Origin of the sequence: Okeania sp. KiyG1, from assembly GCF_014132355.1 — a bacterium.
In the GTDB taxonomy this organism is placed as follows: Bacteria; Cyanobacteriota; Cyanobacteriia; order Cyanobacteriales; family Microcoleaceae; genus Okeania.
In genome coordinates, this window is sequence record NZ_BLZO01000030.1 from 43,723 (window position 1) to 60,640 (window position 16,918).

Consider the following 16,918-nt stretch of genomic DNA (forward strand, 5'->3'; position numbering starts at 1 on the left):
TGTACCAACATTTCAACTGCTAGGAGCAACCTAAGCGAGTTAGTGAATCAACAGCAAATAATATTTTTCGCGCTTTGGAGCGATATTTTGAGGGAATTATTACCATCTAGTTTACTAGAGGAATTCTCGGGAAAAGAAAACGAATATTTATGGATAAAAGAAGCTTTGACAGAAATAGAATTGAGAGTTGATAGTACTTCAGCAGGATATATTCAGGCCAAAAAATGATGAAAAGCAGAAAAAATATTACTCAGTCAAGCCAAAAAGTCATACGTTAAAAAATCAAATAGTAATCACTAGCTTTGGGAAAAGAAATAGTTGATGTAATAGTAGGAGAAAGAGGTCCAGAGAGTGATATAAATTTATTCAAAAAACAACAAAAAAAGTTTGATAAAGAACAAAGATTTCAAGGAGATAAAGGTGATCAAGGTGGGGAAAGAATTGACAGGCCAAAGAAAAAAAAAGAAACCATAAAATGTCATACAAAGTCAAGAAAGAGAATCAAAAAAAAGCTCAAAAAAGAAGATTTGTAGAACATGTAATAAGACTGATAAAAATCTGCGCGAGTGGCACGAGAAAGATTCAGATTAAAAGAGAGTAACCCGTGAAAAAGTAATTTTAACAATATGTGGTTTAGTGAGATTAAGAATAGGAACACTAATGTTAACATAAATCATAACTTTAGGTATAGTAAAAAGCCAGAAATAATTACATAAAAATGCTAAATAATTAACAATAACTATCTGTAATACTATAAATCTCATAAAAAATGACTATCTGGAGGAGCTGGCGATCGCTCTCTCAAAGATAGTTACAGTAAGTGCTTGATAATTTTTGGAGATGTCTAATATAAACGTTTTAGATGATAAATAATTTTCCCTTGAATCATTTTGATGATTCTTACATTCCGACATTAGCTCAATTTCCTTAGCAAGCCAAATTTACAAAACAAAACAAAAAATAGGTAATTTTTTTGTCATCTTACCTAAAGCTAAAAGTCAGCATAATTAAGGTAATTGAGTTTTTTATATTCAATTTATCTCCTAAGTTATTGGCTAGTTTTGCATCAATTTACTGAATTTTTCTGCTGAAATTCAAGAAAATTTCTTCACATAAAATGGCGAAACTATTGTCTGTTCCCCACAAATCGACCCGTCTCCGTGTCTTCCCCCCACCGACCAATTTTTTCAGCAGACCCTATTTATGGTAGGAGCGTTCCATAGAACACCCCTACATAATATTTTGTTGAAAATTATGCTAACTGAAAGCTGTTTGCGGAGCATTCCGTTAGGAAAAGCTGATTGCTGATAGCTATTTAATGACCAATACCTACATATTGAAAACCAGCAGTTTCCAACTCTTTGCGATCGCAGAAATTACGTCCATCAACAAATAAATTATGTTCCATGGACTTCACCATTTTAGCATAATCTAATTTCTCAAACTGTTTCCAGTCAGTCACCAACACCAAAGCATCACAACCATCAGCAAGTCTTTCTACATCTGTTTCCACTACCACACCAGTCAAACCATGACGCATACCAGACTGAGAAATAATCGGATCGTAAGCCTTCACCTTTGCCCCCAACCTGTTCAACTCTTGAATCAAATCTAGAGAAGGTGCATCCCGCATATCATCAGTATCAGGCTTAAACGTCAAACCCAATAAACCAATAGTCTTACCCTTAAGAATTTTCAGCGCTTGCTGTAACTTATCTATTGCTATCATGCGTTGACGCTTATTCACCTCAATTGCTGATTTCAACAACTGTGCCTCACAACCATAGTCATCAGCAGTATGTACTAAAGCAGAAACATCCTTCGGGAAACAAGAGCCACCCCAACCAATACCAGCTTGTAAAAATTTATTACCAATGCGGGAGTCTAAACCAATACCCTTAGAAACCTGAGTCACATCTGCACCGACGCGGTCGCAAATATTAGCAATCTCATTCACAAAACTAATCTTAGTTGCCAAGAAAGAATTAGCAGCATACTTAATCATTTCCGCAGAACTCAAATCTGTTGTTACCACTGCTACTGGTGGGAGTGAAGGATCGTCACCATACTTACGTTCAACCAGAGGTGTATAAAGCTCCAACATCATATCTAATGCCTTTTGACTATTACTACCCAATACTATGCGGTCTGGATTAAAAGTATCGAATATAGCGGAACCTTCGCGTAAAAACTCTGGGTTACTAACCACATCAAATTCAGCTTCAATATCTGTACCGGAGCCACCATCTTCTTTTTTCCGTTCATCAACCCCATCTAAAACAATTCTTCGTACCCAGTCACCAGAACCAATAGGTACAGTTGATTTATTTACAATTACCTTATAACCTGTAGTCAAATGAGCGCCTATCCCTTTCGCCACTGCCTCAACATAACGAGTATCGCTTTCCCCTGTAGGGAGTGGGGGAGTACCAACAGCAATAAATAAGATATCGCCATGCTCTACCCCAGCTTTCAAGTCAGATGTAAACTCTAGGGTTCCTGCTTTGGTGCAACCTTGCATCAGTTCAGATAACCCTGGTTCGTAGATTGGAGACTGTCCTGATTTTAAGAGTTTAACTTTTTCCTCGTTGTTGTCTACGCAAATTACATGATGTCCTGTATGAGAAAGACAAACTCCTGTAACTAAACCAACGTAACCAGTACCAATAACGCAAACACGCATATTTATATCCTCAAAATTTTTAACAGGAAAAAAGACTTACCAATGGATCGTGGATAATTAATAATTAATCCCTAGAGGTTTATAGCCTCTTCTTACCAATGGATAATTGATAATTAAATTCACTATCTAGAGAGTGTAAAGTTCTAGAAATAACTATTGCTAGCTAAGGCTTTCAGTTATCTAAAGGTGAGAAACTTTCTATTCGCAACTGTAGGCACTGTAAGCTTTTCCAGTCAGACTTTCAGTCTTAAAAACAATCATTCTGTTAGAAGAACTTTGTACTCTCCAATCATTATCAATTAATACATAATTATCCATTATTCATTGCACCGCTCAACTAAACTTACTCAAACTTACTCAAAAGCCTGAAATCTTAGTCATTCGTAGTGGATCAAGCACTACAGGGTTAAACGGCAAACCCTTTATTCCCTGGTCAAAGACATCAGGAATTACTTTTTTAATTATATTCAATGACCCATTTACATCTGCATTTAATAATTTATTTTTCCGAGTTTTATACAATCCTCGTGTTACTCTTTTTCCACTAAATTTCGGTTTGTTTTCTCCATATTTTGGTAAATCATCCCCGTCTAAACAGCTTGATTGAGATGTATAAGATTCTTCTGTTATTATTACTTTTATTCCTCTTAGTTGGGCTTTATATCTTAACATCTCTATTAACTTATAATGAGGGATATTCACAAATTGTTGATTGTTCTTTTTCCCTAATTTTATCTCTTGTTTCCAACTCTGATTATGCCCAATAATCAATACTCCTATTTTATGGTTTACACACCAATCTATTACTCTTTTACTTGCTGTATGGAGATAGTTTTCAACTCGACAATTTCGTTTGTGAGTTAATTTTTTTAACCGATGAGAATTGCTTTTATTCTGATTAGTTTTTAATTGAGATTGTAAAAAAGAGCGCTGTTTATTATAAAAGGTGTTAATAGCTTTTAATGGTCTGCCTTTTATCAAAAGAGGTGAAGTTCCTGTTTGATTTGTAGTTACAGCTATTAAATTATTTACTCCTAAATCTACTCCTGCTATTTGTTTATTTTCTGTTGTTTCCTCCGATTTTTCATAGACTATTTCTATTATATAACAGCTACTTTTCGGGATAATCCTTGCCTCTATTATTTCTGTCTGTGAAGTGGGTATTTTTATTTCACTCATGGATAAGTGACAAATCCCCTTTTTTAAGGTTTTTTTGTAAATTGATTCATTAGGATAGGGCAGAATATTTCGGCCTTTTGTTTTATGTTTATATTTGGGAATTTTTGGTTTACCTAAAAATTTCTTTGGCTGTTTTTGCCATGCTTTTAAAGCAGAAAAATAACTACTCCAAGCTGAGTCTAATCTTCTGATTATTTGCTTGCTAACTTTAGTTGGTAAAGCTTGATAATCGTCACTTTTAGATACCTTGTGATCAAGCTCATTAAAATTTAATTTCTTTTTGTTTTCAAAGAAATGTTGGCGATAATGGTAATTGGCTAAATTGAACAGATTTTTCGACAAAAAAGCCTTGTGGTCACAAGCTGACCATAAATAATGTGATTTGGTAATAACATGACGTTCAACTAGCTTCATACCTTAATTGTAGCTAATAACGACTCAATGGATAGACAACTGAACAAACTTACTCATTTTAGTTTTATAGCTATAGTTATGAGTAAGTTTGACGAGTTTTAGACAAGTTTTCGCTTTCTGTATTTACCCCTTTCAAATTTTTGGCGGTTCATTTTTGAGCCGCTCTCGAAAATCTTCTATGGTCAATTTTAACCCTTCTTGGAGAGGAACAGTAGGCTCCCAACCTAAATATTTTTTAGCACGAGTAATATCTGGTTGTCGCTGTTTCGGATCATCTTGTGGTAGAGGTTTATATGTTATTTCTGCATCTGGGTTAACCATGTGTTGAATTGTGTGAGCCAATTCTAGTATGGTATATTCTCCAGGGTTGCCGATGTTAACTGGTCCAATAAAGTCTTGATTCATTAATCGAATAAACCCTTCGACCAAGTCTGACACATAACAGAAACTTCTGGTTTGAGAGCCATCTCCATATACTGTTAGTGGTATTCCTTTTAAGGCTTGTGTAATAAAGTTACTTACTACTCGACCATCATTTTCTAACATTCTTGGTCCGTAAGTATTATGAGCAAAAATTCCGTAGCTTCCTCCAATAAAGTTTTCATAATTTGGTACTGAAAAATCATACACATAATCATCTATTTCAAATTCCTCAATACTTTCTATTTTTGCCCAGACAATATCACCAGTACTTTTTGCCGATATTTTTTGTTGAATGTTAGACAAATTCTCAATATTGTTATCTTCTAAACCCTCTATTATTATCCGGTAAATTTTATTATCCTTTACCTCTATTTCTGAGACATTTGCTACTAGTCCAAACTTAGCTAAAATTAATACTAATTTTTCAGCGATCGCCTGACTTTCACTCTTAAATTCAATCTTTGAATTTAGTCGATCTTCTACTAGATTATTTCCTTCATTCAATCCCTGTAAAAAGCTAATCAATTGTTTTGGAGGAAGTTGTAAAATCCAATTAGGAATATTTTTTTCTTGATTCCCAAAATTCAATCCTTCTGCAATTAAATCGACCAGAATTTTTGACTTAACACTTATAGACCCTTCTACCTTAATTTCACATTGACAGTCAAATATTCTTTCTACTACTTCTATTAATTTTGCTAATTTCTCAGCTTCTCCTTTAAACAACAATTCATTGTCTATCAAACTTCCTTGAGCAACATAAAACCCTAATAACCATAAAAATTCTTCTATATTCTCTATCCAATTTTTAATTGCCTTTGAAGATAAATAGCAAATTTTCTCTTTTTTAGATAGAGGAAGTTCTAAATATTTCCATAGATGCAAAGGAATCTGATTTTTGGCCTCGTAGCTTTTTAGTATTGAGTAAAGTTGTTCGGGATGAACATCTTTTGCCAATAAATACTCACGAATTTTACCTCCATATTTTTCTATATAAGAGATAGTCTGTTCACTTTCTACAGATATTTCTTCTTGAATAGAAATTTTCTCTGTAATGTGGAATGGTGGTAAAGGTTGCTCCAAAAAACTGATATAACTAGGAACTCCTATTTCATCTCCCACCTTTAATTCATTTCCAAAAACTGCTTGAGGTCGGTCGTTATTATCCCTACTAAATAAACTATGGTCTTCAGTAATTTTTATCTGCTTACCCCAGACAGTTTTTATCTGATAACCCTTCTTCTTCACATGATGTTTCCAAATTGCAGAAATTGGTTTAATTACTGTCTTAGAATTTTCATCAAAACAAGGCACCGATACATTAGAAATATCTCCATTAATCCTGTCATAACATTCAGCAAAACTTTCATAATAGAGTTTTTCACCAATGTAATAAACTACCTTTTGGTCTCCAGTCAAACTATTAAAAATTCTGACTACTCGAATATCAACATTATTCTGACGATGGTAATCAAATGCCAAAGTTTCTGCTACTCGCTTCCCCTCGTCATAACATTGACCACACCAAGCAGCACGCCCATTTCTCCTAACAAAAACCACATGGTTTGTGACATTAACACAATAAACTTTTCCCACATAATGGAACCGTTCTGGTGTCACTAAATTCGCATCCTTAGCAGGTCGAATATTCACTCGATAAAGGTCACGTCCCACTGCATGAGAAACTACCGAAGCCGCATAACCACAACGAAGTGCTAATTCTTGTACATCATCTGCTAATTGTTTAGATTTACTATAGTAAGCGTAGCAATCTCCCTCTTCCGAACCATCACCTATTATCAGAGCTTTAAATAAGATTAATAACTGTCGTTTTGATAGTTGGAATAACTCACGAGGAATGTATTTTTCACCAGACTTACCTAAAGGCAATAAAATCTCAGCTAACTGTTTACTACAAATCCTAAATTGACCGTCATCCGAATCAGATAAAGTTTCAGTAAAATTCAACCCTAAACGACTTAAACAATTAGCAATTTTCAAACCTCCTTCAGAATTTCCTCTAGCAATTAACACATTATAATCTGCTACATCATAATCATTTCCCCCTACCACTCGCGACATTTTTCTCACATCAACGCAACCTTCAGAAATGAAATAACCCAAAAATTCTAGCCAGTCATCCATGAAGATTTTGTCTACTTTTACCTTGGCATTTCTAGGATAAGTTCCTAACTCAAACCATTCTACTTCTTCCCCTTCAAAATCTCCTCCAGTTAATGCCTGCAAACTTTGCCAATGCTTATCTTCATCTGCCCTGATAAACTTTAATTTATCAGTTTTGCTACGCACATACATCCAATGGTTAGGAGTCACACAAAAATCCAACTTACTATTAGCAAAACGGTACATTTCCCCAATATATGGTTGTACGATATATTCATCAGGAATATGATATTCGACTTTACCTTCTGGATTTAAAGTTGCTACTTTTACTTCTGGTTGTAAATCTGGAAAAGCCACCCAACCTGCTTCAGTTAAAATTTCAGTTTTAGGGTCAAAACACGAGCGAATGCCAATACAATTAACATTACCTCTATATTCCTCCGTTTGAGGATGTACATCTGGGTCTCCATATACCTCAGATGTAGAAGCCAAAAAGAACCTTGCCTTTACCCTTTTAGCTAACCCCAACATATTCAATGTCCCCATCACATTCGTTTTAATTGTCTTGACAGGGTTGTATTGATAGTGTATTGGACTAGCAGGACAAGCTAGATGATAAATTTGATCCGCTTCCAATCTAATAGGTTCAGTAATATCGTGGCGAATTAACTCAAAATAAGGATGATTCAACCACCTTAAAATATTGCGCTTAGTTCCTGTGTAAAAATTATCAAGACAGATGACTTCATGGCCTTGTTCCATTAATCTATCGATGAGATGAGAACCAAGAAAACCCGCGCCACCTGTTACTAATATTTTCATTACTTCTACTTCCGAGCAATTTAATTTGTTGTGATTTTCAACAAATGAATAATCACATCAAGCTCCATCATACACTAACAAAGTATGCGCCTGAAATATATTAGACATTTCCAGAAAAGAGGGAACAGGGAACAGGGAGAAATAATTGATAATTTATGGATAAGAATTGATTTTATTTTTGATTTTTACCGAATAATTAATAATTAGGGTTTGCGCTTCACTAGTCTTTTAGTAGGGGTAGGAGACAGCTATACTGGAGAAATGGGAATAAGCGAGGAGGTAGGATTCATTAATGGATAATGGACAATGGATAATTGATAATTACCTCTGGTTAAAACCGTTCTTGATTGAAGATAAGGAAATATTATTTCTTCTCTTGGTCGATTGGATATGGTTAAGAAACCCATCCATCCTACCCTTCGGGAAGCTGCGCTTTTTCCTTCGGAATGCTTCCCTACGGGGTGCTGCGCAAACGCAAATATGTCGCGTAGCGTTAACGTAGTTATGCGCCAGCAAAACGACCGCTTTTTTCCCCTTAAAAGAGGAGGTTTTAAACCAGAATTATTTAATTATTAATTATTAATTATTAATTATTCGGTAAGAATTGTCCCAAGATTGTTCTGCCTAACTATGCGCCTAAAATACTAACTTTTTGAGCATAAAGAGCTGATATCAAATCCGGTTGAATACTTACTATATAGTTTAGAGTAGGGGAGTGGGGGAGATTAGATAGGGCTTGCTGATTAAATTTAAAAGTATTTACAGATAAAGGTTTTAACCTTTTCGGGGTCGAATTGCAGTGCCTGGTTTTCAGCTCTTCACGCTCAAAAAGGAGCGTATTTTAGGCACATAGTTGGGCAGAAAAATCATTCTTACAATTCTTCTCCTACCTCCTCGCTCGTTCCCATTTATCCAGTATAGCTGTCTTCCCCTCCAGGGAGGGGTTAGGGTGGGTTGTCTTCCCTCCAGGGAGGGGAGGGGCGAGGGGTGGGTTGTCTCCTGTCTCCTACCCTCACCCATAAGACTTTTTCAGCAAACCCTAGATAGACATCTCCAATAATAAAAAATCTATGATCGTATTATCGTACAGAAATTATCAATTATTTCCCCCTCCATACCTACTCCCTATGGGTGGAAGAGATGTCTAATATTGGAGTAATTTAAGAAATTATAAACAGATATTATATAGTCGGATTCTATGTGCAACCCCACCGGATTTGATATGAAAACCAGGCACTTTTTAAAGGCCCCAAAAAGGCTAAAGTCTTTATACGTTAATGCTTTTATATTTAATCAGCAAGCCCTAATTAAGGTTTGCGCTCAAAAGTCTTTTAGTAGCGGGGAGGAGCCAGAATCCAGAATCCAGAATCCAGGAGGAATGAGAATCATAGAAGAGGTAGCCAGAAGAATTTTCCCTTAATTTTCTATCTCTATCTTGCCCAAAATCCTAGATTTTTGAACTGGAATTACCTAAAAGCTGGTACTCCCTTAGTATCTACAAAATCTGAAATCTTTACCAGTAAAGACTTTGATATTTATTCAGCAAGCCCTAATTAAATAATTAAATAATTAAACAATTCAGCTTTATTAGCCTCTCCTTGAAAGGGGAAAAAAATAAATTTTTTCGGCGTTGGTCAATCCTCTCCCTAAAAGAGCTATCCCTGATAAGGAACTCCTGAAAACCTTGTGGGAAGCAGGGGAGTAGGGGAGCAGGGAGCAGGGGAGAAAGGATAAAGAATCATAGTAGACAGGAAAAACTACTTAGGGCTTGCTGAATAAAGCTAAAAGCATTAAGATATAAAGATTTTAGCCTTTTAAGTTATGAAAAAGTACCTAGTTTTTGGCTATTGTCGTCTCAAAATGGTAAAATCTCCACCCTGAAGATCAGAAAATTTTGCTGTAGCAGATACTCTAAACTATTCCCTGTTCCCAGTTAAGTGTTCCCTTTCTTAACTAATAGACTTTTTCAGCAAACCCTACTTAAGTTATCAAAAAAATGTACTTTTTAATACACTTTTTCTCTTACAAAAACCTTTTCAAGACTTCTACATAACTTGTCTATTTTGTCAATTTTTATGTGAAGAAAGATGTTTATAAAGCATAGCTAAAAGAGAGAGGTAATTATCCATTATCCATTATCCATTATCAATTAATGAACAGCTTAGTTCAAGTATTAATCTAATCGCAAAACTGCCATAAAAGCCTCTTGTGGCACATCAACTGTACCTAATGACTTCATTCGTTTTTTACCCTTTGCCTGTTTTTGCAGTAATTTTTTCTTACGACTAATATCTCCGCCATAACACTTAGCCAAAACATCTTTCCGTAAAGCAGGAATATGTTCACTAGCAATAACTTTAGAACCAATAGATGCTTGAATTGGTACCTTAAATTGATGGCGAGGAATTAATTCTTTCAGCTTTTCTGCCAAAGCACGACCTACTCCATAAGCTTTATCCTTATGTACAATTACAGCTAAAGCATCCACTGGTTCAGCATTAATCATAATATCTAGCTTCACCAAAGGATTTTCACGATAACCTATAAGATGATATTCCATACTCGCATAACCACGAGACCGAGATTTCATTTGGTCAAAAAAGTCTGTGACTACTTCTGCCAAAGGAATTTCATATACTAAAGTTGTCCTACCCCTAGCCAGATACTTCATATCCTTAAATATTCCACGTCGTGATTGACCCAACTCCATTAATGTCCCTACATATTCTTCTGGAGTAATCATTTCTACCTGGACATAAGGTTCTTCAATTTTTTCTCGGTAATTAGGGTCTGGTAATAAATTTGGATTATCCACCATAATCACTTCCTCTTTGCTAGTAGTTACTTGATAAACTACCGATGGAGAAGTAACAATTAAATCTAAATTATATTCTCGCTCCAACCTTTCCTGGACAATTTCCATGTGCAGCAACCCTAAAAAACCACATCGAAACCCAAAACCCATTGCACTTGATGTTTCTGCCTCATAAGATAGAGCTGCATCATTAAGTTTGAGTCGGTCTAGAGCTTCTCGTAAATCAGGAAACTGGTCCGCATCAGTAGGAAATAAACCACAAAAGACCATAGGTTTAGCTTCCGTATAACCAGGTAAAGGAGCCTCTGCTTGTTTCTTAGCTAGAGTAATTGTATCTCCCACCCTCGCATCTTCCACAGCTTTGATAGCTGCCCCTAAATAACCTACCTCTCCTGCGTGAAGCTCTTGTACTGGTTTTTGAGTAGGAGAAAGAACTCCCAATTCATCTATTTCATATTCTTTTCCCGATGCCATGAGTCGGATACGATCGCCTTTAGCAATAGTCCCATCCATGACCCGGAAATATACAATTACCCCTCGATATGGGTCATAATAACTATCAAATATCAGAGCGCGTAACTTTTCATCAATAGTATCTTGTGGTGGTGGTACTAATTGAACAATTGATGCGAGAATTTCCGGAATCCCAATTCCTTCTTTGGCAGATGCTAAAATTGCCCCCGAACAGTCTAGGCCAATTATTTCTTCTATCTCTTGTTTTACTCTCTCTGGTTCTGCTCCTGGAAGGTCAATTTTATTTAAGACCGGAATAATTTCTAGGTTATGCTCCAAAGCTAAGTAGACATTCGCTAAAGTCTGAGCTTCTACTCCTTGGGAAGCATCTACTACTAATAAAGCACCTTCACAAGCGGCCAGAGAGCGCGACACCTCATAAGAAAAGTCCACATGGCCAGGGGTATCTATAAGATTTAATACATATTCCTCTCCATTTTCAGCACGATAATTCATTCGAGCAGCTTGCAGCTTGATTGTAATACCACGCTCCCTTTCTAAGTCCATTGTGTCTAGGAATTGCTCCTTCATCTCACGGTCTTCCACAGTGCCAGTTGCTTGTAAGAGGCGATCGGCTAAAGTTGATTTTCCATGATCTATATGGGCAATAATTGAAAAGTTACGAATGTGAGATACAGGAACTTTTGTCATACTTTTGTTAATAATGTGAAATACCTTATTTTTGTTATTGTCTTACAACTTAGATAACATTAATAATTTAGAGTCAAATTGAGTATAACTAAATCAAACGGTTAGGGATTAAAACTTTAATCATCATAAAAATTTGGTAAGTGGAAAACCACCGTCTTTTAAGCGGTGGATGGAAAGAACGCGACGGATTTTAACCCATAATCAAAAATGTGTTACACTTAATAACTCAAGACACATTGACCTCTGAATCATGGTGAAAGCCCGATATCTAATGGACGCTTCAGTTGAATGGTAGTTAAGGGAAAACGTGGTTCGGTGTTGGCCAGCACTCTATTTCCAGCCGTTAGACAGTACGTTGTACGCGACTAGCGAGTGAATTAACTAACAATTAAAAAAGTAGTCTCAATAGTCGGCAGACCGGAGAGAGTAGTGGCGATCAGCACCGCCTAGTTAGCTGCTGCTGTATGCTTACTACGGTACGGTACTGGCAATGTGGCCGTTCCTAGCAATGTGGAAATCGTGGTTTTAACTCGATTTACCGAAGAATTAATTAATAATTAAATAATTAAATAATTAAATAATTAAATAATTCAGGTTTAAAGCCGACCCTTTCAAGGGGAAAAAATTGATAATATTCCTTACCGCGTCAATCTTCGTTCCGGTTTTAGGGAGAGGTAATTATCCATTATCCATTATCCATTAATGAAAGCTTCTCTGAATAATCAACGGACTAAAGTCCCGTGGAGTGTCAAAACCATCACTTTGATGCACAAAACTATAAGATATGCTTGAAATACAATGTCCATCTACTTTTACCTTAACACCTTTACTCTTGGCACAATCCAACTTTGATGTCGGCAAGGGGTCTCCCGTTATACGAATGTTAACGGGAGGGGAATTGCCGACCAACAAATAAACCGCGTAGCGTCCACTTAGTTTCTTGCATTGTGTACTTCTTTGTGTTATCCTGCATATATCAGGGGTAGCGGTAATACGCACCTGATAACAGCAAGCTCGAAAACGAATAGCGAGTATGGGGTTCAATTGGCGAAGTTAAGCGTCAACCCGTGAAAAGGTAAAACTCTTGAGGGAACTTTTCGGAGTACAGAATTGTTTAGTACAAAAAGGCGGTGGGTCTCATCGTCTGGTGTCTGTGGAGGGTTAAGTGGTTGTACTCCCTGTGTTTCGCTCCGCGACATGTAACGCGCAGCGTTGCGCCAGCAAAACAGAAAGCCCGCGTCCGTGAGGTTGGGAAGCCTACATCATAATCTTTGATTTGATGTAGGAGAACGTCACTCTATCTATATATTTCTTAACATATTTTAATCCTGAAGATTTTTGTATCTCTAATCCCACTTAATTTCAGGGTAGTTCTGCATACCATAGTAATGGTACACAGCAAAGAGGAATACCTGGCACGGGAGGAGGATGTTAATTCTTGAAATACTACTTGTTAAAGTGAGATTTGTTGAAAGACCCAGGCATGAGGGAAAATACAATCAACCGATAACCTACGGAAATTAATACTCTGTATGTGGTGGTAAGCTGGAGAAAATTCACTTACCTCAGAGAGTGGAGTATGTCAACATGATAATATACAGTAGCTTTTCTAGATTTGAGATTGTCTTACTATGAATGAGTCTGAAGTTAATCAGTCGAAATTGCCAGAAAAAGTAGAATTATCTATCAACATAGATTCTAGATTATTAGACCAAGTTCAACATTTGACAAATGACCCTAGTAAGGTCATTGAAAGTGCCCTTCGTCAGTGGTTAAGAGGAGGACTTCCAGAAGATGAGTTGGCCCTAACACTTCAAAGAAACCCTCCTATCCCACCAAGAGGGGAATGGAACGATTAAAATACTATTTACTTCAGATTGTCTGAAAAGCTGATATGAAGTTAATATAGTTATTGACAACAATTAATTGAGTTTGGAAACTACAAACAACAAAAATTAAAGAATGTCAAAATACACTCCTTTTGGCGTGAATTATTATTCTTTGCTTGGACTCCATCCCCAAGCATCTAATCAGGAAATTAGAAGAGCATATCGAGAATTAAGTAAGCGCTATCATCCAGATACTACAGATATGCCGGAGGCGCTCGCTAAGGCAAAATTTCAGCAAATTAATGAAGCTTATGCTACTCTTGTCAACTCAGAAAAAGATTAGAGTACGACCAAAAATTAGGCGTTTATATGTAGATGATTTGAGTCAAAGAGTTAATTTTTATCATAGAAATTCATCTAGTTACTTAGATCCTCAAGACAGACCATTATCTGCTGGTGAATTATTTGCTTTATTGATTATTGGTGTAACTTTAATTTGTTGTTTGTTGATAGCTATTACTATTGGGCTCATACGCCCAGAGTTAACTATCCAACCTATTGAACCACCTGGAAATCAATTTATAGAAATTCAACATTCGCTATAGCTTTATTGGTTCAATGGACATATCTATAAATAAATATTTAAGATTGGATTAATTTATATGATATTATTGAAAGAATAACTGGAAAAAGTCAATATATATAGTACTAATTAATGCAATTAAATTATGAGAAGTCTTTTTAAGTTATTAAAATTATTATCAAATCTAAATCTAAATCTAAATATTTTTGTTTGTAAGTACGAAAAAAGATGGATATTCCCAAACCAGATACCCCTTTATACAACCACCCTCTGCCCAAAATTGAGCAATGGCTCCAAGAAAATGGTTGCCAACAAAATTCTGAAAAATTGCATTGTTGGTGGGTAGAAAAACCTACTTGGAAAGCAGAATTATCACTTGATATCGATCAACTTACAGTCCGCTATGTGGACGCTAGTGCTAATGGTGATGATATTCAACGCTCTTTTAAATATTCCTTGAGTCGCCAGGACCTCGAAGAAGCAATATTTTGTGGGCCTTAGTTAGGGTCTGCTGAAAAAATTGTTTGGTGGGGGTAGGACGCGGGGACGCGGAGATGGGGGACAGGCAGCGGTTTCGGCAATTTTATGTGAAGAAATTTTGAATCTCAGCAGAAAATTTCAGTAAATTGATGCAAATAAGAGCCATAAACGTAGGAGATAAACTGAATATCAAAAGCTCCATTACCGTAAACTATCCTGACTTTTAGCTTTATTCAGCTAGCCTTAGTTAATATAACTTCAGCCAACAAAATTGAACTAAAGAATCAGAAAGGTTAGCTTTCTGTATTACTTAAATATATCTACACATCATATCTTACCAAACCTACGTTGACGTTTCTGGTAAGCAAATAAGGCACGATGAAATTCAGAACGGTTAAAATCAGGCCAAAATGTTTCAGTAACATAAATTTCAGAATAAGCCATTTGCCATAATAAAAATTACTAATTCGCATTTCCCCACTGGTACGAATTAACAAATCAGGATGAGAAATTCCAGCAGTATAAAGATATTGCTCAAATAACCCTTCATTAATTTCCTCTGGCTTTAGTAAGCCTTTTTGTACCTGAGAAGCGATCGCCTGACAAGCGTGTACAATTTCCTGACGTCCTCCATAATTAGTAGCTACAGTAAACTTAATCCCCTGATTTTGCTGAGTCATTTCCATAGAATGCTTAATCTCAGCTTGTAAAGATAGAGGTAAAGAACTTAGATTACCAACAAATCTAATTTGAACATCTTCTGCCACCATCTCCTTTAGTTCTTGACGTAAAATTTTTTCAAATAAAGTCATCAAAAAATTAACTTCCTCTAGTGGCCTGCCCCAATTTTCACTAGAGAATGCGTAAGCAGTCAATGCTTCTATACCCCAATCTCGACTACACCTTAGTAGAGCTTTCAGCGCTTCCACCCCACGCCTATGACCCATAATTCTAGGTAAACCACGGTGTCCCGCCCAGCGACCATTGCCATCCATAATCACAGCTACATGACGAGGCAACTTTTCTGGTTCGAGGTCAACAGGTAAATCTTGTAAGCAAGTTCCTTGATTCATCTTTTCTTTCGAGGAGCTGATGGACTTTGACGAAGCATCCATGACATTAATCTCGATCCTTTAGATCCCATTTTAAGTCCAAGATTAACTAGAGTGAATGGTTTTGTATTTTTTTCACTACCTGATAGAAATAGGCGTTGTTCTAATAATTCCTTAAGTTTATTGCTAGTTAAGGGTCGATTTAAAGTCCCTTTTTCGGCCAGAGAAATAGAACCTGTTTCTTCAGACACCACTACGCAGATGCACTTTTCTACTTGTTCTGTAATTCCCATAGCAGCTCGATGACGAGTCCCTAATTGCCTGGAAGCTATTCTCTCAGACAGTGGTAGAATCACACCAGCCGATATAATTTTATGTTCTCGAATTAGGACTGCGCCATCGTGCAATAAAGTTTTTGGCTGAAATATGGTTTGTAATAGTTCCTTAGAAAGTTCAGCATTTAACTTTACCCCTGGTACAGAAAAATCCCTCTCATCTATAGGCCCTTCTGTCTCTATGATTAACAAAGCGCCTATACGATTTTGAGACAGTTGTTTGATTGATTCTACTATTTCATCAATAATGCTATCTGATTCAGGTAAAACTCTGCTATTATGTCCAAACATTTGCAGAATTTCTCCCTGTCCCAACTGCTCAAGAAACCGACGGAATTCTGATTGTAATATTACTGCCATTGAAACAGCAGAGCCTATAACTAAGCTGTTGAGGGCAAAACTTAAAAGTCTTAATTCAGCCCATTGACTTAAAGCCGAAGCCAACATTAAGACTATAAACCCTCTTACCATCCATAATGTGCGACGTTCCCCTATGATGACAAGCACCATATATATCAAGGCTAGAACAAGTCCGATATCGATACTGTGTACCACCAAGGACTGGATCAAGTCTGAGTCATTATTGGTACTTTGTACAACCAAGAGCTGGACTAAGCCTGGGTCATTACTAAGACCCGATTTCATTGAACTTTAATTATTAATCTAACGGCAACTTTTGATGTGTTTTTTTATTTAACATTGGTGTCATCAGTAGCAAGGAGCGTTTGTTCTCTTGCTTGACATCCTCTGTTCATTGGACATTTTTTGTATTAGTAGCTTTGTGGAATATGATAGATGTTATACTGCTGTACAATACCTATACAATTCCGGCAAAATTTGGTCAAACCTGACCCACCCTCTAGCTCCCTCCCAGGAGGGATGGGGGTGGGTGATGTTTGCTTCTTGCTTCAACCTGGGAGGTCGCCCTCTTCCAGTCCACAAGCGTAAATTCGGGTACACCCTACCCTATTAAATTGATTAATTCCCCCATACTGAGATAGCACCAGTGCCGCAT

Annotated in this window: 11 protein-coding genes and 4 pseudogenes; 6 read left to right on the forward strand and 9 right to left on the reverse strand. The window is 36.6% G+C overall.

Annotation, left to right across the window (positions count from 1 at the left end; translation table 11 throughout):
* Positions 1-42: 42 nt before the first annotated feature.
* Both SAGCYANO_RS43995 and SAGCYANO_RS44000 read left to right on the forward strand, forming a co-directional pair.
* Positions 43-228, forward strand: coding sequence for a hypothetical protein (locus SAGCYANO_RS43995; RefSeq protein WP_237395756.1), 186 nt, complete (start codon positions 43-45; stop codon positions 226-228).
* Positions 229-302: 74 nt separating this feature from the next.
* Positions 303-533: a hypothetical protein gene (locus SAGCYANO_RS44000; protein WP_237395758.1), complete on the forward strand. Its 231-nt coding sequence runs from the start codon at positions 303-305 to the stop codon at positions 531-533.
* A gap of 240 nt (positions 534-773) precedes the next feature.
* Here the strand turns inward: SAGCYANO_RS44000 and SAGCYANO_RS04280 are convergent, their stop codons facing one another.
* From SAGCYANO_RS04280 to lepA, 7 genes and pseudogenes are all read right to left on the reverse strand, one after another.
* Positions 774-914 (reverse strand): hypothetical protein, encoded by a 141-nt coding sequence (locus tag SAGCYANO_RS04280; protein WP_202218943.1) that lies wholly within the window; start codon positions 912-914, stop codon positions 774-776.
* A 401-nt stretch (positions 915-1,315) separates the two neighbouring features.
* Entirely contained in the window at positions 1,316-2,683 is a 1,368-nt protein-coding gene (locus SAGCYANO_RS04285) for a UDP-glucose/GDP-mannose dehydrogenase family protein (RefSeq protein WP_202218944.1), read from the reverse strand.
* A gap of 357 nt (positions 2,684-3,040) precedes the next feature.
* Positions 3,041-4,276, reverse strand: coding sequence for an RNA-guided endonuclease TnpB family protein (locus SAGCYANO_RS04290; protein ID WP_202218945.1), 1,236 nt, complete (start codon positions 4,274-4,276; stop codon positions 3,041-3,043).
* Between the two features lie 132 nt (positions 4,277-4,408).
* A pseudogene (locus tag SAGCYANO_RS49915) lies at positions 4,409-4,840 on the reverse strand (GDP-mannose 4,6-dehydratase); the annotation flags it as partial.
* Between the two features lie 3 nt (positions 4,841-4,843).
* Positions 4,844-7,069 (reverse strand): annotated as a pseudogene (locus tag SAGCYANO_RS49920) (LAGLIDADG family homing endonuclease); the annotation flags it as partial.
* A 144-nt stretch (positions 7,070-7,213) separates the two neighbouring features.
* A pseudogene (locus SAGCYANO_RS44020) lies at positions 7,214-7,645 on the reverse strand (GDP-mannose 4,6-dehydratase); the annotation flags it as partial.
* A gap of 2,173 nt (positions 7,646-9,818) precedes the next feature.
* Positions 9,819-11,624 carry a translation elongation factor 4 gene (gene lepA / locus SAGCYANO_RS04300; RefSeq protein WP_202218947.1) on the reverse strand — a complete coding sequence of 602 codons (1,806 nt, stop codon included), beginning with the start codon at positions 11,622-11,624 and terminating at the stop codon, positions 9,819-9,821.
* 1,631 nt (positions 11,625-13,255) lie between these two features.
* Between lepA and SAGCYANO_RS04310 the strand changes: the two genes are divergently transcribed.
* From SAGCYANO_RS04310 to SAGCYANO_RS04320, 4 genes are all read left to right on the forward strand, one after another.
* Positions 13,256-13,483 carry a hypothetical protein gene (locus SAGCYANO_RS04310; RefSeq protein WP_202218949.1) on the forward strand — a complete coding sequence of 76 codons (228 nt, stop codon included), beginning with the start codon at positions 13,256-13,258 and terminating at the stop codon, positions 13,481-13,483.
* Between the two features lie 103 nt (positions 13,484-13,586).
* Positions 13,587-13,796, forward strand: a complete 210-nt coding sequence (locus SAGCYANO_RS44025) for a J domain-containing protein (protein ID WP_237395760.1) — start codon at positions 13,587-13,589, stop codon at positions 13,794-13,796.
* On the forward strand, positions 13,765-14,058 hold the full coding sequence (locus SAGCYANO_RS44030) for a hypothetical protein (protein ID WP_237395762.1): 294 nt from the start codon (positions 13,765-13,767) through the stop codon (positions 14,056-14,058). Before SAGCYANO_RS44025 ends, SAGCYANO_RS44030 begins: the two co-directional genes overlap by 32 nt.
* A gap of 206 nt (positions 14,059-14,264) precedes the next feature.
* The gene (locus SAGCYANO_RS04320) at positions 14,265-14,537 is read left to right on the forward strand and encodes a DUF3143 domain-containing protein (protein ID WP_202218950.1); all 273 of its coding nucleotides are present in this window, start codon (positions 14,265-14,267) and stop codon (positions 14,535-14,537) included.
* Positions 14,538-14,843: 306 nt separating this feature from the next.
* On the opposite strand, the pseudogene SAGCYANO_RS04325 reads toward SAGCYANO_RS04320, so the two are convergent.
* A pseudogene (locus tag SAGCYANO_RS04325) lies at positions 14,844-15,589 on the reverse strand (isoprenyl transferase).
* Positions 15,586-16,548: a diadenylate cyclase CdaA gene (gene cdaA / locus SAGCYANO_RS04330; RefSeq protein WP_202218951.1), complete on the reverse strand. Its 963-nt coding sequence runs from the start codon at positions 16,546-16,548 to the stop codon at positions 15,586-15,588. Before cdaA ends, SAGCYANO_RS04325 begins: the two are co-directional and overlap by 4 nt.
* Positions 16,549-16,918: the final 370 nt, after the last annotated feature.